Genomic DNA, 22,476 nt, shown 5'->3' with positions numbered 1-22,476 from the left:
CATTGACAGGCCCCAATGTTTCTTCTACGTTTCCGAAAACCTTTCAGTTCACGGGGGTCCCGAAGGAGACAACCATGAGACGACGGCTGGCTGGGATCGCCTTCCTCGGTTTGTTAGCGCTCACAGCCGCCGCTTGCGGCAGCAGCGGGAGCGGTGGGAGCGAGAAGCAGCCCCAAGCGGCAGGCCCGGTCACGATCACCATGTGGACCCGCGCGGCGACGCAGGCCCAGAGCGAACGGCTGGTGAAGGCCTACAACAGCAGTCACAAGAACCAGGTGAAACTGACCGTCATCCCGACGGACAACTACCAGCCGCGCATCGCGGCGGCGGCCGGGGCGAAACAGCTGCCGGACGTGTTCGCGGCCGACGTGATCTTCGTCCCGAACTACACCTCGCAGGGCCTGTTCATGGACATCACCGACCGGGTCAACGCCCTGCCGTACAAGGCCGGTCTCGCGCCCTCCCACATGAAGCTGGGCACGCTGGACGGCAAGCTCTACACCCTGCCCCACACGCTGGACCTGTCGGTCTGGTTCTGGAACAAGGACCTCTACGCCAAGGCCGGGCTCGACCCGGAGAAGGGGCCCAAGACGCTGAAGGAGTTCGCCCAGCAGGCCACCACGATCCAGCAGAAGCTGGGCAAGGACGGCAAGGTGCACGGTACGTTCTTCGGCGGCAACTGCGGCGGCTGTTACGTCTTCACCTTCTGGCCCTCGGTCTGGGCGGCCGGCGCCCAGGTCATGAACGCCGAAGGCACCACCTCGCTCAACGACCAGCCCGCGATGACCGAGGTGTTCAAGACCTACCGCGACCTGTACGAGAAGAAGGTCACCGGCCCGACGGCCAAGGAGGAGCAGGGCCCGACCTGGACCGGCTTCTTCCCCAAGGGCGAGATCGGCGTCATGCCCATGCCGTCGACCACGCTCGGCACGATGCCCGCCGACATGAAGATCGGCGTCACCCCCATCGCCGGTCCCGACGGTGGCGAGTCGACGTTCGTGGGCGGCGACTCGATCGGCATCTCCTCGACGTCCAAGAACGCCGACGCGGCCTGGGACTTCCTGTCCTGGACCGTCTCCGATGACGCGCAGGTCGAGGTCATGGCCAAGAACAAGGACGTGCTCGCGCGTACGGACCTGGCCAACAACAAGTACTCGGCTGAGGACCCGCGTGTGGTTTTGATCAACTCGCTGGTCGCCAAGGGTCAGACGCCCTACGCGCTGCGCTTCGGCCAGACGTTCAACGACCCGCAGGGACCCTGGCTGCGGCTTGCTCGCGAAGCGGTGTTCGGCGACGCCTCGAAGGTGCCCCAACTGAACGCCGAGATAACGAAGTCCCTGCAGCAATGATTGCAACTCTCAGCAAGCCCAAGCGGCGGGCGGCCCACACAGTGCCGTCCGCCCGATGGCGGAGGAGACAGGTCCAAGGCTGGCTGTACGCCGCACCGACCGCCGTCATCGTGGGCGTCCTGTTCCTCGCACCGCTGGTGCTGGTCGTCTGGATGTCGCTGAACCGCTGGCCGCTGCTGGGCCAGGCGGTCTTCAACGCCCCCGACAACTACGCCAAGATCCCCAAGAACCCGCTGTTCTTCGACGCGGTGCTCTTCACGCTGAAGTACACCGCCATCACCACCGTCCTGCTGTCGGCCGTCGCGCTCGGCCTGGCGCTGCTGGTGCAGGAGCGCCGCCCCGGCGTCGCGTTCTTCCGTACCGCGTTCTTCCTGCCGGGAGCCGTCGGCTTCGCCGCCGCCGCGCTGCTGTTCTACGGCCTGCTGAACAACGACTTCGGCCCGATCGACCCGCTGCTCCAGACGCTGGGGATCACGCACGAGCCGGTGAAGTGGATCGGCACGCCCAACATGGCGTTGTTCTCCACGATCGCGCTCGTGCTGTGGCGCTTCGCCGGGTTCAACATGCTCATCCTGCTGACCGGCCTGCAGTCGATCCCCGTCGAGGTGTACGAGGCGGCCAGGAGCGACGGCGCCAACCGCTGGCAGATCTTCACCAAGATCACGATGCCGCTGCTGCGCCCGACGCTGGCGCTGATGCTGATCCTCAGCATCACGGGCTCGCTGCTGGCCTTCGACCAGTTCTTCATCTTCACCAACGGCGGCCCGGACAACAGCACGGTCTCGATGGTCATGGTCGTCTACCGCGACGCGTTCTTCCGCTTCGACCTCGGCGGGGCGGCGGCGCTGTCCGTCGTGCTGCTGGTCGCCCTGGTCGGGTTCAACACTCTGCTGATGCGGAGGCTCAAGTGAGGAGTGAACCCGACGCAGCGAACGGAGCGGTCCGCGAGGAACGAGCGGCCCGCGGAGGGAGTGAGGAGCGGTGAACGACCAATGATGCGGTATTACCCCACTGTCACGGCGCTGGCCATTCTGTTCCTGTTCCCGCTGGTGTGGAGCGGCTGGGCGTCGCTGGAGGAGCCGTCCAACTACCTGAAGATGGCCCAGTTCGGCGAGGGCGTCGGCACCTACGCCACCAACAGCGTGCTGGTGTCGTCGATGACCGTCGCCGGCACGCTGATCGTCTCCGCGCTGGGCGGCTACGCCTTCGCCCGGTTCGACTTCCCCGGCAAGAACCTGCTGTTCCTGGCCACGCTGGCGATCCTCATGGTGCCGTACGCGACGATCCTCATCCCGCTCTACGTGCTGCTCGGCTACCTCGGCCTGCAGAACTCGCTGCTGGGGCTGTCGCTGGTGTTCGTGATGTTCCAGCTGCCGTTCGCGCTGTTCATGATGCGCAACGCCTTCGAGGCGATCCCGCGCGAGCTGGAGGAGGCGGCGCTGGTCGACGGCTGCGGCACCTTCCGGGCCTTCTCCCGGATCCTGCTGCACGCCGTACGGCCCGCGCTCGTCACGGTCGGCCTGTTCGCCTTCCTCGCCTCGTGGAACGACTTCTTCGCACCGCTCATCCTGCTCAACGACGGCGCGTCGTTCACCCTGCCGGTGGCCGTGGTCAGCATGACGCAGGGCACGTTCGGCGCCATCGACTACGGCATGCTCCAGGCCGGCGTCATGGTCATGGCACTCCCCTGTCTCATTCTGTTCGTCATTCTGCAGCGCCACTACGTGCGCGGATTCATGTCGGGAGCTCTGCGTGGCTAATCCTGTCCTCCCCTCATCGGGTGTGCTGTCCCCCCTCGGCCTGGACGCGGTACGTCCGGCGCCCGGCTTCTGGGGCGACCGCGTCACCCTCAACCGGAACGTCACCATCGCCCACTGCCAGGAATGGATGGAGCGCGAAGGCTGGATCGACAACTTCCGAGGCCGGCTGCCCCGCAAGGGCAGGGAGTTCAGCGACTCGGAGATCTACAAGCTGCTGGAGGGGATGGCGTGGGCCGACCACCCCGCGCTGCCCGAGCTGGCCGAGACCGTGGCCAGGGCCCAGGAGGGTGACGGCTACCTCAACACCCGATGGTCCGGCAGCCGCTACACCGACTTCGAGTGGGGCCATGAGCTCTACTGCTACGGCCACCTCATCCAGGCCGGGGTCGCCAGGCTGCGCATGCACGGCGAGGACCGGCTGACCGAGGTGGTCAAGCGGGCGGCGGACCACATCTGCCGCCGCTTCATGGACACCTCGGAGACCTGCGGCCACCCGGTGGTGGAGATGGCGCTGGTCGAGCTGTACCGGGCCACCGGCACCGAGCGCTACCTGGAGATGGCCCGCCGCTTCGTCGAACGCCGGGGCCTGCCCGCGCTGGCCGAGATCCCGTTCGGCCGCGCCTACTTCCAGGATGATCTTCCAGTACGGCGCGCGCAGTCGTTGCGCGGGCATGCCGTACGGGCGCTCTACCTGGCCAGCGGCGTCGTCGACGTGGCTGTGGAGACGGGCGACGAGGAATTGCTGAAGGCCGTCGAAGCGCAGTGGGAGCGGGCGGTCGCCAGACGCACCCACCTGACGGGCGGCATGGGCTCGCGGCACACCGACGAGTCCTTCGGCGAGGACTACGAGCTGCCGCCGGACCGCGCCTACTCCGAGACCTGCGCGGGCATCGCCTCGATCATGCTGGCGCACCGGCTGCTGCTGGCCACCGGCGACGCCCGGTACGCCGACGTGGCCGAGCGGACGCTGTACAACGTGCTGGCCACCGCGGTGGCCCTGGACGGCCGGTCGTTCTTCTACGCCAACCCGCTGCGCGTGCGGGTGCCGGCCGTGCCGCTGAACGGGGTCAACCACGCCGCCGAGGGCGGGCTGCGCTCGCCGTGGTTCGACGTGTCGTGCTGCCCGAACAACATCGCCCGCACGCTCGCCTCGCTGGCGGCCTACGTGGCGACGAGTGACGCGGGCGGGGTGCAGATCCACCACTTCACACCCGGCGAGATCACCCATGGGCCGCTCGCGTTGCGGGTGGAGACCGGGTATCCGTGGTCGGGCGGGGTGCGCGTGCGGGTCCTTTCGGGTGGCAGTGGGCGGATCTCGCTGCGCGTGCCCGCCTGGGCGAAGGGCGCCACGCTCGCGTACGGACCGGCCGGGCCGGACGGTGGCGCTGGATCGGACGCCGGTGGGTCGGACGCTCGCGGGTCGGACGCCGGTGGGTCGGACATTTCGCATATGTCGGGTAGTCGGGAGGTCGAGCCCGGGTACGCCGTCGTCGCGGGCGACTGGCGGCCGGGTGATGAGATCCGGCTCGACCTGCCCATGGCTCCCCGATGGACCTTCCCCGACCGGCGCGTGGACGCGCTGCGCGGGAGTGTCGCGGTGGAGCGCGGGCCGCTCGTCTACTGCGCGGAGTCCGTCGCCGACGAGCCGCCACTCGCCGACGTGGCCGCCCGCATCTCGTCCGCACCCATCGAGCGTCCGGCCGACCCTCCGGCCGCCCCTCTGGGCGATCAACCAGCTGACCATCCGGCCGACCACCAGGCCGGCTCTCCGGAAGGGGCGTCCGCAGCCGTCCCCGTACCGAGGGCGGCCGGTTCCGAGGCGGGCGCGCCCGATCCCGTCGCGGGCGCGCCCGCCACTGACCCCGCCGCCGATCTCGCCGCCGGTCACACTGTCGGTCCCGCCGCTGGTCCCGCTGTCGATCCTGTCGTGGAGATCGAGGTCGCCGTCGTGCTCGGGACTCCGGCCACCGACGACTGGCCGTACGGGCCGACGCCCGACGCGCCGGATGGCACGGACACCGTGCTGCGGCTGGTGCCGTACCACCGCTGGGGCAATCGCGGCCCCGCCACCATGCGCGTCTGGCTGCCCGTCGCCGACTGACACCCCATGGAGAACTCCGTGCGCAAAACCCTCTCCGGCCTGGCCGCGTTAGCCGTCGCGGGTAGTCTGCTCGCCGCCGGCTCCCCGGCCACGGCCGTCCAGGACGATCTCGGTATGCCGGTGTTCACCGGCGCCGACCCCGTTCCGGCCGAGCCCGTCCGTTACCAGCCGCGCAAGATGATGGAGGAGATCTACAAGAAGGAGAAGGGCGGCGACTCGTACTGGATCGACCGCATGCTGGCCCGCCCCGGCGACGACCCGGCGGGCACGTGGCTGATGTCGCGGGGCCGGGCGCTGTTCATGAAGGAGCACGACCCGTCGGTCATCGGCTTCGGCGGCAGCGTGGCGTACTGGGAGAGCATCGACAACCGCGACGCCTACAGCGTCTCGCTCGGCACGGATCTCAAGGAGGACGTGAGCAAGCGGTTGCAGATGCCCAGCCACTGGATCGGCCAGTACGCGGGCGGCGATCTGGCCGTGAACGTCAAGAAGTTCATCACGCACGAGAACGTGGCGGTCACCACGCTGGCGGTCACGAACAGGGGCACCGCGAAGCTGGAGGTGCCGGTCACGGTGACCTCTCCGTACACCAAGACCGCGGACGGCGACCGTGAGCTGACCGGCGTGGTGGCGGCGAAGAACCGGCTGACCACGCTCTTCCCCCGGCTCAGCGGCGACGGCCTGAAGGTCGCGGACGGCGCGCTGAAGGGGACGCTGTCGGTCGAGCCGGGCAAGACCGTGCGGACCAAGGTGCAGATGGGCTTCGTCACCGAGGAGCTGGCCGGGTCGCGCGACGAGTACGACGGCTACAAGGGGCGCTCGCCGGAGAAGGCGCTGCGACGGCAGCTCCAGGACTACAACGCCTGGTGGGCGGAGAATCTGCCCTACATCGACGTGCCGGACGCCAACATCAAGAAGTTCGTCTACTACCGCTGGTGGTTGATTCGGTTCAACTTCCTCGACGCCGACATTCCGGGCAACGACTTCCAGTTCCCGACGTCGGTGGAGGGGGCGCTCGGCTACAACAACGCGATCGTGCTGACCGTGCCGATGTTCCTGCAGGATCTGAAGTATCTGCGGGATCCGATCTACTCGTACGGCCCGTGGGTGTCGGCCGGCGAGGTATCACGTAACTCGAAATATACGGATAACCCGGGTGATCCGGAGAACTGGTCGAACAGCTACACCCAGTACATCTCGGCCTCCGCGCTGGAGAGCTACCAACTCCACGGCGGCCAGCCCGCGATCCTGCGCAACCTCGCCCGCTACGCGGAAAAGGACGTCTACGGGCAGCTCAACGCCTACGACTCCAACAAGAACGGAGTCATCGAGTACGACTGGGAGGCGATGACCGGCAACGACGCCGACGCGGTGTCGTTCCACTACTACAACCGGGCGAACGAGCGGCTCGAGGGCGCCTATGTCTACGCCAACGCGATGGCGGCGGCGCAGGCGTACACGCTGATCGGCGACACCGCGAAGGCCGCCGAGCTGCGGGGCGTGGCCGACAAGGTGAAGAACGGCATCCTCACCCTGCTCTGGGACGACCAGAACAAGCTGTTCAAGCACCGCGACCTGCAGACGGGCAACCTGATCCCGTGGAAGGAATCGAACAACTACATCCCGTTCGCCACCGGCCTGGTCCCGACGGACGACCCGAAATATCGGGAGGCGCTCCGTCTATGGACCGACCCCGCTGAATATCCGATTTTCCCGGCCTATACCGCTAATCAGAAGGACAAAGCGGAGGCCGCGGCGGCAGGGCATCCGGGGTCGAACAACTTCTCGCAGATCAATTCGACCCGGAACTTCTCGCTGTTCTCCAAGGCGCTGCGCGAATACACCTCGCCGTACATCACGGCCGACCAGTACAAGCAACTGCTGTACTGGAACGCCTGGTCGCAGTTCGTCGGCGGCGACACCCGTTACCCGGACGCCAACGAGTTCTGGTCGAACTGGAATCCCGCCACCAAGACCATCGACTACCGGTCGTGGATCCACCATACGATCCTCGGTAGTAGCAACTGGACGGTCATCGAGGACGTGATGGGCCTGCGCCCGCGCTCCGACGGCAAGGTCGAGCTGTGGCCGGTCGACATCGGCTGGGACCATTTCACGGTCAACGGCATCAACTACCGCGGCAGCGACCTGAGCATCGTCTGGGACAAGTCCGGCGACGGAAAAACGCACTACGCGGGCGTGCCCGAGGGTTACTCGATCTTCATCGACGGCAAGCGCAAGGTCACGCTGTCCGGGCTCGCGCACGCGGTCTGGGACCCGGCCACGGGCAAGGTCGAGGGCGGCGTTGAGAAGAGCACGGTCGTGCACGCCGAGGCGGCGCGGTCGATGAAGGCTCCGGCCGAGGTGAAGCTGTCGGGTGACCGGGTCGAGGACCTGTTCCAGAAGGCCGGGGTCGATCTCGGCTCCACCCGGCCGAACCTGGTCAAGTCCGCCACGGCCTCGTACGGCGACCCGGCGGGCGCGGTGGACGGGTTCACGATCAACGAGCCGTACTGGGGCAGCAAGGGCTCCGGCAAGGCGCAGGACTGGCTGGAGGTGGACCTGGGCTCGGCCCGGCCCGTCGACCGGCTGCGCCTGTACTTCTACAACGACCGCAAGACCGGGGGCTACAGCGAGCCCGCCCTGTACTCGGCGCAGTACCTCGACGGCTCCACCTGGAAGGACGTGCCCGGCCAGGCCAAGGACCCGGTCTATCCCCGGGCCAACCTCAACGAGGTCCGCTTCAGGTCCCTCACCGCCCAGAAGCTGCGCGTGCTGGTCACCCACCGGCCGGGCTACTCGACGGGTTTGAAGGAGGTGCAGGCGTACGCGACCGGCTCGGCGCCGCCGTCCACAAGCAACCGGGCCCCCTACGTGCTGGCCGTACAGGACGCGACCTTCAACCGTCCCGGCCAGGCCAGGCTGGACGCGGTCGTCAAGGACGACGGGCTGCCGTCGGGGACGCTCAGCATGACATGGAGCGTCGTCGACGGGCCTGGCCAGGCGTTCTTCACCGATCCGGCGAGCCCGGCCACGGTCGCGTCGTTCACCGAGGCGGGCACGTACCACCTGAAGCTGACCGCCTCCGACGGCGCCAAGTCGGCGTCCGGTACGGTCGCCGTCACGGTGGGCGCGCTGGGCACGCAGGTGAACGTGGCGCCGTACGCGACACCGACCGCCTCCTACACCTCGCCGTGGGAGAAGGTGACGGCGATCAACGACGGCATCGAGCCGCCGCGCTCCAACGACGGCGCCAACCCGCGCTGGGGCACCTGGCCGCAGGAGGGCACGCAGTGGGTGCAGCTCGACTGGCCGTCGCCGGTACGGGTGAACAAGGCGGACCTGTACTTCTTCGACGACGGCGGCGGCGTCCGCGTCCCGGCGTCGTGGAAGATCCAGGCGTGGGACGGCGACTCCTTCGAGGACGTGACCGGCGCCGCCTCCTATCCGACCGCGGCCGACGCCTACAACACGGTCTCGTTCGACACGGTGACGACGACGAAGCTGCGCGCCGAACTGGTGTCCGGGCCGGCGTCCGTCGGGGTGCTGGAGTGGAAGGCGTACGCGGTGCCGCCGGACTCGGTGCGGCCGGTGTACGTCCCGACGGTGGCCGGCACGCTGCCCCAGCTTCCGGCCAAGGTGGAGACGCTGTACGCGGACGGCGGCCGGGGTCAGGCCGCGGTGACGTGGCAGCAGGTGACCGCCGACCAGGTCAAGACCGGTGGCACCAGCTTCAAGGTCGCCGGGCTCGCCGAGGGTCTGCGCTCGCCTGTCGAGGCCACGGTGTACGTCAGGACGAGTCCGGCGGTGACCATCACCTCGATCGCCGAGGAGGCGGTGCGGACCCGGGCGGGCACCGCGCCGTCGCTGCCGGCGACCGTCGTGGCCACGTACAACGACGGGTCCAAGGACAGCTCGGTCGCGGTCACGTGGGCGCAGATCGACCCGAGCTCGTACGCCTCTCCCGGCACCTTCTCGGTGACCGGGCAGGTGGCGGGCACCACGGTCCCGGCGAACGCGACGGTGACCGTGGAGTGACCACCACACTAAACCCGATATTTCGCCAATTTTCGGGTAGCTGGGAGCCCTCGCGATCTCATGGAGGGAACCTCGATGGGCTGGAGCTACCGAAAGTCGATCAAGCTCGGGCCGTTCAGGCTCAATCTGTCGCGCGGCGGCGTCGGGCACAGCTGGGGCAACCGGTTGTTCCGTGTCACCCGTACGGCGGACGGCCGCCGCACGATATCCGTCAACCTGCCGGGTGGTTTCACCTGGCGCAAGACCACCCGGCATAACTAGCCGGATATTCCGAAGGGCCGGAGGCGATCGCCTCCGGCCCTTTTTTCGTACCGCTCCCACCTGCGCGTTCTCCGGCTGGCTGACGCGGCCGGGAAAGACAAGACTGCCTCTTTCTGAATTCTCGCCCTAGATTCCTCGGCACCGCTTACCCCTCAAGGAGGATGTCGTGGCTGAACTATGGGCATTGGCCGCCGGAGATCTGGCGCGGCTGATCGGCACCCGCGAGGTGTCCAGCCGTGAGGTGGTCCAGGCCCATCTGGCGCGGATCGCCGAGGTGAATCCACAGGTCAACGCCATCACGGTGGTGCTGGAGGAGCAGGCCCTCGACGCGGCGGACGCGGCCGACCGGGGCCTGCGCGACGGCACGGCGCCGGGCCCGCTCTGCGGCGTCCCCATGACGGTCAAGGAGAACGTCGACGTGGCCGGCTCGGCGACAACACTCGGCATCGTCCCGCTGCGCGACGCCGTCGCCCAGCGCGACGCCCAGCACATCGCCCAGTTGCGCGCGGCGGGCGCGATCCCGATCGGCCGGACGAACATGCCGGAGTTCGGCATCCGCTGGCACACCGACAACGACCTGCGCGGCGCGACCCGCAATCCCTGGTCGGCCGGCCACACGCCGGGCGGCTCCAGCGGCGGCGACGCGGCCGCGGTGGCGACCGGCCTGACCCCGCTCGGCATCGGCAACGACGGCGCGGGCTCGCTGCGCTGGCCCGCGCAGTGCTGCGGCGTCGCCGCGCTGAAGCCGTCGCTGGGCCGGATCGCCCAGCGAGGGCAGGCGTCGCCGTTCGCGTTCCAGTTGCTGGGCGTGCACGGGCCGATCGCGCGGCGGGTGGCCGACCTGCGGCTGGCCTTCGACCACATGTGCGGCCACGCGCCCGGCGACCCCTGGTACGCCCCGGTCCCCCTGCGGGGCCCCGCCCCGGCGACGCCGATCGGGGTGGCCGCGGTCACCGGCCTCGACGCGGACCCCCAGGTCACCGCCGCCGTACGGCAGGCGGCCAAACTGCTCGCCGACGCCGGTTATCGGGTGACGGAGAGCCTGCCTCCCGCCCTGGACCGGGCCTCGGAGATCTACACCCAGATCATGTCCTCCTACGGCCGCGTCCACGAGGAGCAGCCGCCCGTCGAGACGGTCGCCTCCAAGGGGTTCGTCCAGTTCTGGGCCGCCTACGAGGAGATCTGGACGCGAGCGGGCGGGCGCGCCGCCTTCGACCCGATGATGGAACGCGCCGCCATCCTGCGGGCCTGGGCCGACTGGACGGACTCGACCCCGCTGGTCCTCGCGCCGATCTGCACGATCCCGGCGTTCCCGGTGGGCGCCGACCTCGATCCCGAGTGGCTGGCCGGGTGGCCGGCGGCGCTGCGCATGAGCGTGGTGGCCAACCTGCTGGGGCTGCCCTCGGTCGCCGTCCCGACCGGTCTGGCGGACGGGCTGCCGCAGGCCGTACAGATCATCGGACCGCGCTTCCGCGAGGACCTGTGCCTGGACGCGGCCGCCGCCATCGAGGCCGGCACCCCGCCCCTGACACCGATCGACCCCCGATAACCCTTGGGTCGAGGTAGTGACAGGTCTCAGCGGAGCGCTCTGGCCAGCGGCGTGTCGGCCGCCGGGTCCAACGGCTCGGCCAGCATGAACGGCATCTGCGCCATGAACCTGGGCCTCTCTCCCAGGTGCTCCTGCGCGGCGTGCACGGTCAGCGGGTGCACCAGGTAGGCGTCCCCCGGCGAGCCGGTCGCCAGCGCCACCGGCCGGTCCTTGCTGGCCGCGTCCACCAGCGCGCCCGCGCTGACGTGGTCGTACACCTGCTGCTCGTCCAGCGCCCGGAAGCTGTCTCGCTGCGACCCCGCCCTGACCCGGGTCGGCGCGTCCGACTCGCCGACCTCCGAGAACAGCATCAGCACCAGGAGCGTAGTCGAGCGGACGGTCACCCCCCAGCTGCCGTCAGGCCGCGACACGTTGGCGTCCAGGTGCCAGCCGCGGTCGTCGGCCGGCGGTCGCCGCGGGAACCGGATCGGGATGTTGCCCGCCGCGCCACGCGGCTGCCAGCCGCCCTTCCCGCACACCGCGTCCAACCCGGCCGCCAGCTCGGGCGACCTGACCAACTCGCCGAACGGCCCCTGCCCGGTCATGTCCGCGGCCCACACCACCGGCTCGCGCCATCCTTCGGGCTCGTCCGGCGACAGGCCGATCTGCTTCCACAGCAGCGCCTGCGCCGCCTCACCCTGCTCGCGCGAACCGATCGTCAACTTCACGAAGCCGTCCCGCACGAACGACTCCACCAGTGCCTCCATGCCGCCCACGCTATTGATGGCCGCAACCGGTTTTCGAGCGCGACTTTTGTAAGGCGGCTTGCATTTTCTCGGTAAGGCGGCTTACATTTTCCGGATGTACGACACCCCGACCGTCTATGAAGAGCTCGTCGCCCGCCTCGGCCCCCCGCTCGGCGTCGAGGAGGCGCGTGTCCACTGGGGCCGGTTGGTGCGCGCCGCCCAGGACGGCGAGACGACGCTGATCACCCGCGAACGCTGGGAATGGGCCGCGCTGGTCCCCATCTCCGGGGTGTCCGGGCCGCTGACCGGCCTGCCCACCCTGCCGCTGTCAACGGTCCGCCGCAAGCTCGGCGACCTCGTACGACAGGCCGCCCAGCCGCACGACAGCGGCCCGATACTCCTCACCCGCCACCGCGCCCCCGTGGCCGCCCTGGTCGCCGCCCGCAACCTGGCCGACCGGCGCGAACACCGCCTCGCACCGGAGGACCTGCTGCGCGACGGCAACACCATCCTGCTGACCCAGTTGCCGGGACCGGCCTACTCCGCCGTCGCCCGCGACTCCGACGGCAATCCGATCGCCACCGGACAAGGCGAGAGCGTCAGCGAGGCCCTGCGGCGCCTGCGCCCGCCCGAGGCCGGAGCCTGATCACTTGCCGTCCTTGTCTGAGTCGGCGGAGAAGACGATCGCCCCCAGATAGCCGTCGTCCTCCTCGGCCATCTTCAGCAATCCATGGCGATGAACCCCAAGAAGGTCTCCGACGCCTACACAACGGTGAAAGCCCATGTGAAGGCGAGGCTGCGCAAGCCCCTCACCAAGCCGATCGGGTTCCGCCCGGACGCCTCCCAGCCGTTCGACGAGCGGTGCCTGTCCTGGCAGGAACGTCAACCACGTGATTTCCAAGACCATCGTGACCGAGGCTGCACGCACCGGACGCGGCATCGCCCTGGAAGACCTCCAGGGCATCCGCGACCGGGTACGGCTCCGTAAGCCCCAGCGGGTCACGCTACACACGTGGAGCTTCCACCAGCTCGGCCGGTTCATCGCCTACAAGGCGGCCCGCACCGGGGTTGCGCTCGTCTACGTGGACCCCGCGTACACCTCGCAGGGGTGCTCGGCGTGCGGGCACGTGGACAAGCGCAACCGGCCCAACCAGGAAACCTTCCGCTGTACGTCGTGCGGCTTCACACGCTCGCCCCTGTCGAGGTGATCACCGCCGGCGCGTCCTGGCCGCAGGCTGCGAGCAGGCCGCCCAGCCCGAGCAGAACTTCCCTTACGCCAGCAAAGTTAAGAAACACCCCTTGAGACGCCATTTGCGGCGGATGAACTTTTCATGAGTCTCTGTCAGCACAAACCAGGACAAGCCACCCGGACTGCCCTTGGCTTGCTACTGTCCTCTTAGCCGGGTGGGAGCGAAGGAGATGACAAATGAATGACACGCCCCGACGGCCAGGGGTGTCGGCCAACGCTCCCAGCGTCGCCCGCATGAACGACTACTTCCTGGGCGGCAAGGACAACTTCGCCGCCGACCGCGAAGCCGCCGCGCGGGTCCTGGCGCTGATCCCCGACGCCGGGGTGATGGGCGAGTACGTCCAGGAGTTCCGCGAACGGGCCGTGCGCTACCTGGTCGAGCAGGGTGTCACGCAGTTCGTCCATGTCAGCTCCGGGCTGCCTACCAAGCGGAACCTCCACGAGGTGGCCCAGTCACTCGACCCGGAGGCCAACGTCGTCTACGTCGCCGACGACCCGGTCGCGCTCAACCACGCGCGGGCGCTGCTCGCCACCAACGAGCGCACGGGAGTGGTCGAAGGGGACATCCTCCATCCCGACGCCATGCTGGACGATCCCACCCTGAGCCAGCTGATCGACTTCGACCGGCCCGTCGGCGTCCTGATCATTGGCGCGCTCCAGTACATCCCCGACGAGGACGGCCCGTTCGAGCATGTGGCCCGGCTGTGCGAGCGGCTGGCGCCCGGGAGCTTCCTCTGCCTCACCCACGCCGTCTTCGACGGCCGCCCGGAGATAGCCGAGCAGATCGCCGACGTCTTCCGGGAGGCGCTCAACCGGCCCAAGGGCGGTCCGCGCAGCCGCGATCAGGCGGTGCGCTTCTTCGACGGGCTGGAGCTCGTCGAACCCGGCTTCATCTATGTCCGTAAGTGGCGCGCCAGCACCCCGGTCTCCGACCAGGAGACGAAGCGAGCCTGGGTCCTGGCCGGAGTCGCCCGCAAACCGTGATCCTCTACCGCTCCGGGACGGAGGCGCGCGCCGACCGCGCCCTGATCTGGCCGAGCGCGGCGTGGCTGGCCCGGATGTCGGAGATCAGCACGTACGCGACCAGCAACAGCCCGAGACAGAGGGCGTCGGCCCCCCACCAGGGGATCTCGGCGAGCAGCAGATAGCCGTCACTGTCACTCAGCGATCTGATCACCACCGTCACCGCGGCCACTACCACGGTGACCATCAGCCAGCTGCGTATACGCGGTAGGTTCCCGTTGTTCCACAGCCGGATCCGCCAGCTCATGAACACGGTGAGCACGCCGAGCAGCGCGCAGAACCCGATCAGCCACCACGGCAGCGCGAAGGCGGTCTGCTCGGCGATCTGCGCCTGCGTGGTGCGCAGCTCGGCCTCGGCCTTCCGCTTGGCCACCATGGCGGCGTCGAGCTGCTTCTGCAGCTGGGCCACGCTCTGACGCGTCTCCTGACGCGGCGGCGTGGGGACGTCGGTCGGCAGCATCCGCGCCACGACGGTCAGCATGATCGCCACGAAGGACAGCGCCAGGACGATGGACATGAACAGGTCGATGAAGCGCAGGTCGAGCGGCGGCGCGAACGATCTGACGGCCCGCTTCCTCACTGCTCCCTCACCAGCGTGTACTTCTGCGGCCGGCTCTCGGCGGCGCTCAACCGCTCCACCGCGGTACGCAGCGCGTCCAGGCCCTTGACCAGCTCCTCGGTCCTGCCTCTGGACTGGGACAGCTCCTGGGTGAGCCCCGTCATGGCGGGCGCCACCTGCTTGACCGGCAGGCGCGCGATGTAGATGAGGAACACCTCGTCGGCGGCCACCACGCTGGCCCGCTCCGCCCGCTCGATCAGCGCCATCCCACCGAAGGCGAGCACGCTCAGGAACAGTGCGACCAGGGTGACACCGAACGCCGACGCCAGCTCGGGCAGCACGTGCTGCTTGAGCGCGGTGATCAGCACGCTGGGGTCCCCCTGGTTGTCCAGGGCGTTCGAGAAGGAGCTGACCATCGCGGCCATCGTCAGCGCGGTGCCGATGAACCCGAACACCGGCAGCGCCCAGATGAGCGCGTGGTCGAGGTGGTGCTTGTTGGCCATCTCGCTGTCGTCCAGCGCGGACCGGGCACCGAGCACCGCCTCACAGTCGTTCCCGGCCTCGGCCGCCTCCTTGAACAGCTTGAGCCGCCGCCCCACCAGCGTGTCCTCGTTCGGCTTCACCGCCTGCACGTTCGCCACGGCCCGCGCCGTCGCGGCACTCTCCCGCCGGATATCCGGTACGGCCCTGACGAGCCGGAGAACGGTGGTCAGGAACACCGCGATGATCAGCGTGACCACGACCTCCGCGGCCGGCGGGGCCGTGGTCGCACCCACGGACACCAGCAGCGTTTCCACCGCTCCGGCCACGAACAGCAGCGCGGAAACCATCAGGCCCACCGCAGGCGCGAACGCCGAGTGACGCCAGCCGTACTTTGACACCCTTCAACCCCACTCCGGCCCACAAACTTGTCAAAGGACTACCTAAGCACACGTAAAGCAACCATTGGGTTACGGAGGGCAGATCGGCCCGCTGCGTTTCGACCGCCGGGCCGACCAGCTACCTGCCGACCGGCCGGATCCTCGTGGTCGAATGCCTGGTCGCTCCAGATACCGAGTGATTTCGCCGAATATCATCGGCTCGAGATCAGTCCATGACGCCCATGAGTTCGGCCGCGTGCGCGCGGGGGACGGGGGATGCGTGAGCGCCTGGCGACCGTTAGCCGATTCGCTGAGCCCGGAGATGCGGCTCCTCACCGGCGAACTGCGCGTCATGAAGGACCGCACCTCGCTGAGCCTGGGGCAGCTGGCGAAGAAGACGGCGTGCAGCAAGTCGGCCTGGAGCCGGTACCTCAACGGCCAGGCGCTCGCCCCGTACGCGGTGGTCGCCGCGCTGGGCGAGTTGGCCGATGCCGACCAGGCCCGGCTGCGGGCGCTGTGGGAGCTGGCCGCCGAGTCCGGCGGGCGCGCCGGCGAAGGGGCGTACACGGCGACCGGCGACGGCCCCGGGGTGGACGAGGAGGATGACGCGGAGTCGACCATGCCCTTCAGGGTGGTCAGAGACTCCTCACCGACGCGGCGGTGGCTCGCGATCCTCGCCATCGGGGTCGTGGTGGTGGCCATCGGGTTGGTGGTCGCGGTGCTGACCGGTGCGATCTCCCGCCCGGTGGCCTCACCGACCGGGCCGCGTACGCCCGCCCCGGCGGGCAGCTGCCAGGCGAGCGACTGCACCGGGCGGACGGCGGAGCCCTTGGGCTGCGCTCGCGACGCCGTCGTCACCGCGTCGGTGCAGGTGGACTACGCGCGGCTCGAACTGCGCTACAGCGCGGTGTGCCGGGCCGCGTGGGCCGTGCTGACCGGCGCGCGCCGCTACGACCGGGTCAACGTCACCGGTGACGCCGGAGCGGAAGCCAAGGGCAAGGACCGCGCCGGCTCCGCCGCCGCCACGCCCATGGTCGCCGCGGCCGGCCCGGAGGTGGGTTACGCCTGCGCCGAGCTCACCAGCGGCGCCAGGAAGTGTGCGGCCGCAGGGCGCGCGTCCCGGGATTTCCCGGCTTTCCGGGCGTCCCCGCAGGTCGGAGGTGGGCTTTCCCGCGGTTTCCCGCGTAGTGCGTGATCCATGTACTTCCCTCGCCGGGGCGGCGACGATTCACCCGCCCGTGAATCGGCGGCGCTTCCCGACAGGAAGGACTTCCCACGTGTTCAGGTTTCGCTGGCGGCCGGTGGCCGCCTTGGTGGCCGTCTTCGGCTTAGGCATGGTTCCGGTCGCCTGGGCCGATGGCCCGTACCTCGCGGTGAACGGGGTCCCGCTGGCCGGGGGCAGCGTGACCGCGCCCTTCACCGCGGACCTCGTCGATCCGGGCGTGGTGACCGACGGCGTGAAGTTCCTGCTGGACAACGCCTACCTCGGCAAGGACACGACCGCGCCGTACCAGTGGACGGTGAGCGCTTCGACCGGTGGCCACGAGCTGAAGGCGAGATGGAGCGCGGCCGGGACCACGGTCTCCGCCGAGGCCACGTTCACGGTGACCACACAGCCACCCACGCCGACCCCAACCCCAACCCCCACGCCAACCCCCACGCCCACGCCCACGCCCACTGTCACCCCCACGCCGCCCGCCGACGGTGAGGCGCGCACCGGCCTCGATCTGACGACCGGCAACCGCCGTGCCCCCGTGGCAGGGCTCTACGACTGGTCCAAGGCGGGCTACCGGGAGGGCGCGCCCCTCCCCGGCGCGTCCGACTACACCACCGACACCGCGTGCCGCCTGACCCCCGCGACACTGGCCGCCACGTACCACGTGCTCCCCGGCAACGGCGGCGACGACACCGCGGGCCTGCAGGCGGCGATCGACTTCGTACGAACACAGTGCTCCCCCACCGCGGCCCCGAACAGGCTCAGCTCCATCCAGCTCCCCCAGGGCGAGCTGCTGGTGACCGGCGAGATCAAGGTGGACGCCGACTACCTGGTGATCACCGGCGCCGGCGCCGACCCGGCCACCGGAACCAAGATCGTCTACCGGCCGGGCTCCGCCACCATGTACGACACGCTGACCTCCGACGGCTCCGACTGGGACCAGTCCGCGATGGAGTGGGGCAAGGCCAACGGCGGCTGGCTGTGGCCCGGCCGCGGGCTGTTCCGGGTCGAGTCGCGATGCGTGGCGGCCCAATACCGGGTCGGCGCGCAGACCGGCTGCCCCGGCGCAGGAACCGCCGACGAGGACGACGAGACCTACGACGACGCCCCGGCCAACCGCAAGGACATGTTCGAGGGCACGGTCAACGCGCACTGGGTGTCGGGCGTCAAGCTGCGCGCCATGCCCGGCACGCCGGGATTCGCCGGCAAGACCGGCCAGGACACGGTCTACCTGAGCACGAGCACCTCGGCGGCGCTGATGGCGGGCATCAAGGTGGGCGGCTACGTCAACGTACGCGCGGCCAACACCCGAAACTTCTACGCGCAGATGACCGTGCCCGCCGGCAGCGGCGAGGTGGAGAACCTGCACATGCGGCAGCAGCTCTTCAAGGTCAAGGCAGTCGACACCACCGCGAAGACCGTACAGCTCGACAAGCCCCTCGAATTCGACGTGCCGGTCGACTCGACCTCGGACGGCTCCGCGGCCATCGACAACACCGTGTACGCCTCCAAGGTCGCGCCGCTGATCGACCCGGTGGTGGGCGTGGGCTTCGCGAATTTCTTCCTCACCCAGGACATGCCCGGCCTGGACGAACAGGCCGCCGTGCACAACTACGGCAACATGGCACCGGCCGCCGAGATGCACGGCATCGTCGTCAAGCACGCGGCCGACATCTGGATCAAGGGCATCCGCACGCACATGACCGGGTCGCACCCCATCGTCACCGAGGAGGCCAAGAACCTGTCGGTGGTCGACAACACGCTCGACGGCGCCTGGAACAAGGGCAAGGGCGGCAACGGCTACCTGCGCGGCTCGCGCGTGTGGGACTCGGTCTACGCCGGGAACACCACCACCGGCCTGCGGCACTTCACCTTCCAGTGGTCGGCCTCCGGCAACGTGGCGATCGGCAACAAGTTCGACTCCGACATCAACCTGCACGGCGGCTGGGAGCGCAACAACCTCTTCGAGCTCAACCGGAGCACGGTGCCGTACGACCACAGGTCCGGCAGCTGCACCGCGCGCTGCGGGGGCGAGGGCGGCGGCACGGACGACGGCACGTGGTTCCCCGTCTACTGGTCGGCCGGTCCCAAGGCCGTCAAGTGGTCCGGCTCGTCGGGGCCGAACAACGTGCTGTTCAACAACGTGCTGAAGAAGCAGGCCGACGGGCCGGCCGCACCGTACGAGGACTACTACCCGAGCCCCACGACGATCTACCGCTTCGGCTGGAACGGGACCGGCTGGCAGCACCTCGACGTCGGCGGCGTCCCGATCACCGACTGGGCCGGCAACGAACGCCGCGACTACACCGGCGGCCACGGAGTGGACGCCACCGGGACCGACACACAGTCGTCCCTCTTCCTCACCGTCATCCCCTAAGGAGCTGGCAGGGTGTTACAACGCTTATCGAGGTTATTAGCGGTTTTCGCTGGACTCATCGTCATCCTCCCCCTTCTGACCGGAATCTCGGCGGCGGCCGAGCCTGCCCCGCCGCCCACCACCACCCCCGCCGGCAGCGTCCCCGCCGCCGACGCGGACTGGGACACTCCACTGACCGGTTCCCGGCTCAAGGTGCACGACGGCTGCTCCGCCGCGGCCGTGAAGCTCTTCGGGGGACGGAAAGACGGCTGCACGAAGCCGAAGACCGCCGACCTCACCACGCGAAAGGCACGCACGGCCACCCGTGCGGCCGCCACGTCGCTGCCCGCCGGGTGCGCGGCCTCCCCGGAGGGGGCCTGGCACTTCATCAGCCGGGTGGAGGTCTGCGCGCGAACCCCGCTGCAGGCCGCCAAGGTCTACAACCGGGACCGCACCGAGCAGCTGGGCCAGCTCAACTACTTCGTGACGCAGTACTGGCACGCCGAGGTCAACGCCGACGGCCGGGCCATGAACACCTGGAGCTACGAGGCCGAGGTCGTCGCGATCCCCCTGGGCAGCTGGGGCGAGGTGAACGGCGCCGGCGTCGCGGCCAAGGCGTTCTACTGCGAGAAGCTCGGCGTCAAGCCGTCCTGCCCGAGGGTGCTCGACGACGGGAGCGACTACAAGGAGTTCCCGCGCGGTGATGGCCTGCCCACGCACCCGCTGGTGTACGACGCTCCGGTGCGCGGCACCTGGACCACCGACACCGTCGTGTCGGCCCGGAGCGGCGAGGTGTCCTGGGCGACGGTGCTCGGCCTGGTGGAGATCGTCTTCCCGGAGCACCCGGATCAGCCCGCGATGTCGGTGCTGGCCACCGAGCCGGACATCCGCTGCGACGGGATCGACTCCACCATCAAGGACGCCGGTTGCGTGTTCCCGCAGCAACCGGACACGATGACCTTCGCCCTCGACAACAGAGAGGTGCAGGAACACGCGCTGCACATCCGCGACGCTCAGCGACGGCGCGGCGTACCCGGCATGAAGGACGGCGGCCCCGCCCCCGGCGAGCCGGGCGGCGTCCCGTTGACGCGGGGCGCCAAGGAGGGCGACAACCGGGACATCGCCTGCCCCCGCAGCCTGCCGCGTCCCCCGGGTGACCTCGACAGCTGCGACGAATATCCCTTCAACTCCACGGCGGAGGGCGCGGCCGCGGGCAAGGGGGTCTCGTGCCGGATGATCAACGCAGCGCAGAACAGCCAGGGCGGTACCGATCTGAATCGCTTCTATCAGAACCACCACGTCCTGAAGATCGACAATCCCGCCGATCCGGCGGAGAAGGGCGACGCGTTCTACGTCCAGATCACCGGTAAGTACAACGCGGTGTCGCCACGCGCCTGGTCGCCCAACGCCGAGCACACGTGCGGCTACCCCGACCTGTACATTCCCCCGCCCGCGCCGCTGAAGGACCTGGACCTGTCCGCGGGGAACCGCCGCGGGCTCCAGATCGGCCTGCGCGACTGGACCAAGGCCGGATATCTGGACGGCGGCGACCTGCCCGGCGCCGGTGACTTCAACCCGAACGGCGCGTGCGCCATCACCTCCGCCGCCATGCGGAGCCAGTACGGCGTGCGGCCGAACGACGGGCAGGACGACACCGGCGGCATCCAGAACGCCATCGACCACATCAAGGGCACGTGCTCACCGAGCGCCGGATACCACAGCCTCAGCCAGATCACCCTGCCGGCCGGAACGCTCAACGTGACCCACCAGATCTACGTGGACGCCGACTACATGGTGCTGCGCGGCGAGGGCTCCGACCCCGGCACCGGCACCCGCGTCGTCTACACCCCCGATGCCAACACCCGCTACGACAAACTCACCGCCGACGGAGCGGACTGGGACGAGGACGCGATGACCGTCGACCGCGGGGACGGCAATGCCGAACCCGCTCCCGGCGGATGGATCTGGCCGGGGCGCGGCCTGTTCCGGGTGCAGGCCAGAGAGCGCCATCCCGACTACGAGAACGGCTGGAAGGCGGCGCCGCAGAACCGCAAGGACATCTTCGAGGGCACGGTGAACGTGCACTGGAAGGTCGGCGCGAAGCTCGAGGAGAGCGCGAAGTGGGGCGAGGGACTCGCCGCCCGGACGGGCGACATGACGATCACCCTGGCCGACAGCACCAACAGCAAGATCATGGCGAACTTCAAGGCCGGCGCGTACGTGAACATCCGCGCCGCCAACACGATGAAGTTCTACCAGCAGATGGAGGCCGTGCCGACCGAGCACGAACTCCAGAACCTGCACATGCGGCAGCAGATCTTCAAGATCACGGCGGTCAACGGCAAGGCCATCACGCTGGACAAGCCGCTGGAGTACGACGTGCCGGTCAACTCCACCTCCGACGGTTCGGACCCCATTCCCGGGCTCGACAAGCCCTTCGACTCCAAGGCCTCGCCGATCGTCGATCCGGTCCTGGGGGTGGGGATCGAGAACCTGTACTTCACCCAGGACATGCCCTCCGAGGAGGCCGTCTCGGCCAGCCACAACTACGGCAACATGGATCCGGCCGGGGAGATGCACGGCATCGTGCTGAAGTGGGCGATCAACGGCTGGGTCAAGGGGGTCCGGTCGTACATGACGGGTTCCCACGCCATCGTGACCGAGGAGGCCAAGAACCTTTCGGTGATCAACAACTACCTGGAAGGTTCATGGAACAAGGGCAAGGGCGGCAACGGCTACTTCCGCGGCTCCCGCGTCTGGGACTCGGTGTACGCCGGCAACGCCACCCGCAACCTGCGGCACTTCACCTTCCAGTGGTCGGCCTCCGGCAACGTGGCCATCGGCAACGACTTCGACTCCGACCTCAACCTGCACGGCGGCTGGGAACGCAACAACATCTTCGAGCTCAACCGCGTCAACACGCCGTACGGGCACCGGCCGGGGAGCTGCTACAGCAACTGCGGTGACGAGGGCGGGAGCCCACCGGACGACTCGCAATGGTTCCCGATCTGGTGGGCCGCGGGAAAGAAGGCGGTGAAGTGGTCCGGATCATCCGGCTACAACAACATCTTCTTCAACAACATCATGAAAAAGCAGCTCGATTCCAGCAATAACGCATCCATCACCTACTACCCCGACCGCACAAAGATGTACTCCTTCGGCAGCACGCTCATCGACGGCACACTGCCGACCTGGAAGCACCTCACGGGGCCGGACGGCGGCCCGATCGCCAACTGGGCCGGCTACGAGCGGGACGACTTCTGCACGGGCAATCGTGGCGTGTGGTGCGAGCCGATGAGCGGCAAGTCCCTGTTCCTGAACAACGTGCCGTCATCATGGCCGGACAACTCCGGCTGATCGGCGCTCGGGACTGAAATCGCAGGTGAACGGCCATCACGCGATCATCTGGAGATCGCGTGATGGCACCCAG

At 68.9% G+C, this 22,476-nt stretch carries 16 protein-coding genes and 1 pseudogene; 13 read left to right on the top strand and 4 right to left on the bottom strand.

All coding sequences use genetic code 11. The features are described from left to right. The first annotated feature begins 74 nt into the window (after positions 1-74). From AB0C30_RS05465 to AB0C30_RS05435, 7 genes are all read left to right on the top strand, one after another. Complete coding sequence (locus tag AB0C30_RS05465; protein ID WP_357939912.1) at positions 75-1,349, top strand: sugar ABC transporter substrate-binding protein; 1,275 nt, start codon at positions 75-77, stop codon at positions 1,347-1,349. After that, complete coding sequence (locus AB0C30_RS05460; protein WP_357939909.1) at positions 1,346-2,260, top strand: sugar ABC transporter permease; 915 nt, start codon at positions 1,346-1,348, stop codon at positions 2,258-2,260. Before AB0C30_RS05465 ends, AB0C30_RS05460 begins: the two co-directional genes overlap by 4 nt. Positions 2,261-2,341: 81 nt before the next feature. Next, a complete protein-coding gene (locus tag AB0C30_RS05455; RefSeq protein ID WP_357939908.1) occupies positions 2,342-3,109 on the top strand; it encodes a carbohydrate ABC transporter permease in 768 nt (255 codons plus the stop codon). Then, positions 3,102-5,210 (top strand): beta-L-arabinofuranosidase domain-containing protein, encoded by a 2,109-nt coding sequence (locus AB0C30_RS05450; RefSeq protein WP_357939906.1) that lies wholly within the window; start codon positions 3,102-3,104, stop codon positions 5,208-5,210. The genes AB0C30_RS05455 and AB0C30_RS05450 overlap by 8 nt, the downstream gene beginning before the upstream one ends. Before the next feature lie 18 nt (positions 5,211-5,228). Then, positions 5,229-9,248, top strand: coding sequence for an Ig-like domain-containing protein (locus AB0C30_RS05445; RefSeq protein ID WP_357939904.1), 4,020 nt, complete (start codon positions 5,229-5,231; stop codon positions 9,246-9,248). Positions 9,249-9,308: 60 nt separating this feature from the next. After that, the gene (locus AB0C30_RS05440; protein WP_357939902.1) at positions 9,309-9,509 is read left to right on the top strand and encodes a DUF4236 domain-containing protein; all 201 of its coding nucleotides are present in this window, start codon (positions 9,309-9,311) and stop codon (positions 9,507-9,509) included. A 166-nt stretch (positions 9,510-9,675) separates the two neighbouring features. Further along, a complete protein-coding gene (locus tag AB0C30_RS05435; protein WP_357939899.1) occupies positions 9,676-11,058 on the top strand; it encodes an amidase in 1,383 nt (460 codons plus the stop codon). 26 nt (positions 11,059-11,084) lie between these two features. Here the strand turns inward: AB0C30_RS05435 and AB0C30_RS05430 are convergent, their stop codons facing one another. Beyond that, entirely contained in the window at positions 11,085-11,804 is a 720-nt protein-coding gene (locus AB0C30_RS05430) for a phytanoyl-CoA dioxygenase family protein (protein WP_357939897.1), read from the bottom strand. 94 nt (positions 11,805-11,898) lie between these two features. Here AB0C30_RS05430 and AB0C30_RS05425 point away from each other — a divergent pair, with 94 nt between their 5' ends. Beyond that, a complete protein-coding gene (locus AB0C30_RS05425; RefSeq protein WP_357939895.1) occupies positions 11,899-12,429 on the top strand; it encodes a hypothetical protein in 531 nt (176 codons plus the stop codon). Here the strand turns inward: AB0C30_RS05425 and AB0C30_RS05420 are convergent, their stop codons facing one another. Beyond that, entirely contained in the window at positions 12,430-12,690 is a 261-nt protein-coding gene (locus AB0C30_RS05420; RefSeq protein ID WP_357939893.1) for a hypothetical protein, read from the bottom strand. It lies immediately after the preceding gene. Between AB0C30_RS05420 and AB0C30_RS05415 the strand changes: the two are divergent. Beyond that, a pseudogene (locus tag AB0C30_RS05415) lies at positions 12,659-12,964 on the top strand (transposase); the annotation flags it as partial. The gene AB0C30_RS05420 and the pseudogene AB0C30_RS05415 overlap by 32 nt on opposite strands. 245 nt (positions 12,965-13,209) lie before the next feature. Continuing rightward, positions 13,210-14,016, top strand: coding sequence for an SAM-dependent methyltransferase (locus AB0C30_RS05410; protein ID WP_357939890.1), 807 nt, complete (start codon positions 13,210-13,212; stop codon positions 14,014-14,016). A gap of 4 nt (positions 14,017-14,020) precedes the next feature. On the opposite strand, the gene AB0C30_RS05405 is transcribed toward AB0C30_RS05410, so the two are convergent. After that, positions 14,021-14,635, bottom strand: coding sequence for a hypothetical protein (locus AB0C30_RS05405; RefSeq protein ID WP_357939888.1), 615 nt, complete (start codon positions 14,633-14,635; stop codon positions 14,021-14,023). Continuing rightward, on the bottom strand, positions 14,632-15,444 hold the full coding sequence (locus tag AB0C30_RS05400; RefSeq protein ID WP_357939886.1) for a hypothetical protein: 813 nt from the start codon (positions 15,442-15,444) through the stop codon (positions 14,632-14,634). The genes AB0C30_RS05405 and AB0C30_RS05400 overlap by 4 nt, the downstream gene beginning before the upstream one ends. A gap of 310 nt (positions 15,445-15,754) precedes the next feature. Here AB0C30_RS05400 and AB0C30_RS05395 point away from each other — a divergent pair, with 310 nt between their 5' ends. From AB0C30_RS05395 to AB0C30_RS05385, 3 genes are all read left to right on the top strand, one after another. After that, on the top strand, positions 15,755-16,669 hold the full coding sequence (locus AB0C30_RS05395) for a DUF2690 domain-containing protein (RefSeq protein WP_357939884.1): 915 nt from the start codon (positions 15,755-15,757) through the stop codon (positions 16,667-16,669). Between the two features lie 82 nt (positions 16,670-16,751). Then, on the top strand, positions 16,752-19,067 hold the full coding sequence (locus AB0C30_RS05390; protein WP_357939882.1) for a hypothetical protein: 2,316 nt from the start codon (positions 16,752-16,754) through the stop codon (positions 19,065-19,067). Positions 19,068-19,079: 12 nt separating this feature from the next. After that, on the top strand, positions 19,080-22,403 hold the full coding sequence (locus AB0C30_RS05385) for a NucA/NucB deoxyribonuclease domain-containing protein (RefSeq protein WP_357939880.1): 3,324 nt from the start codon (positions 19,080-19,082) through the stop codon (positions 22,401-22,403). Positions 22,404-22,476: the final 73 nt, after the last annotated feature.

It is taken from the genome of Nonomuraea sp. NPDC048901 (assembly GCF_040649695.1).
Taxonomy (GTDB): Bacteria; Actinomycetota; Actinomycetes; order Streptosporangiales; family Streptosporangiaceae; genus Nonomuraea.
This window is presented reverse-complemented; position numbering and strand designations above follow the sequence as displayed.

Bases quoted from the DNA above. Each gene is read 5' to 3' on its own strand.
- AB0C30_RS05455 (WP_357939908.1), top strand. From the start codon at position 2,342: ATGATGCGGTATTACCCCACTGTCACGGCGCTGGCCATTCTGTTCCTG.
- AB0C30_RS05430 (WP_357939897.1), bottom strand. From the start codon at position 11,804: ATGGAGGCACTGGTGGAGTCGTTCGTGCGGGACGGCTTCGTGAAGTTG.
- AB0C30_RS05440 (WP_357939902.1), top strand. From the start codon at position 9,309: ATGGAGGGAACCTCGATGGGCTGGAGCTACCGAAAGTCGATCAAGCTC.
- AB0C30_RS05420 (WP_357939893.1), bottom strand. From the start codon at position 12,690: ATGGTCTTGGAAATCACGTGGTTGACGTTCCTGCCAGGACAGGCACCG.
- AB0C30_RS05460 (WP_357939909.1), top strand. From the start codon at position 1,346: ATGATTGCAACTCTCAGCAAGCCCAAGCGGCGGGCGGCCCACACAGTG.
- AB0C30_RS05410 (WP_357939890.1), top strand. From the start codon at position 13,210: ATGAATGACACGCCCCGACGGCCAGGGGTGTCGGCCAACGCTCCCAGC.
- AB0C30_RS05465 (WP_357939912.1), top strand. From the start codon at position 75: ATGAGACGACGGCTGGCTGGGATCGCCTTCCTCGGTTTGTTAGCGCTC.
- AB0C30_RS05400 (WP_357939886.1), bottom strand. From the start codon at position 15,444: ATGGTTTCCGCGCTGCTGTTCGTGGCCGGAGCGGTGGAAACGCTGCTG.
- AB0C30_RS05425 (WP_357939895.1), top strand. From the start codon at position 11,899: ATGTACGACACCCCGACCGTCTATGAAGAGCTCGTCGCCCGCCTCGGC.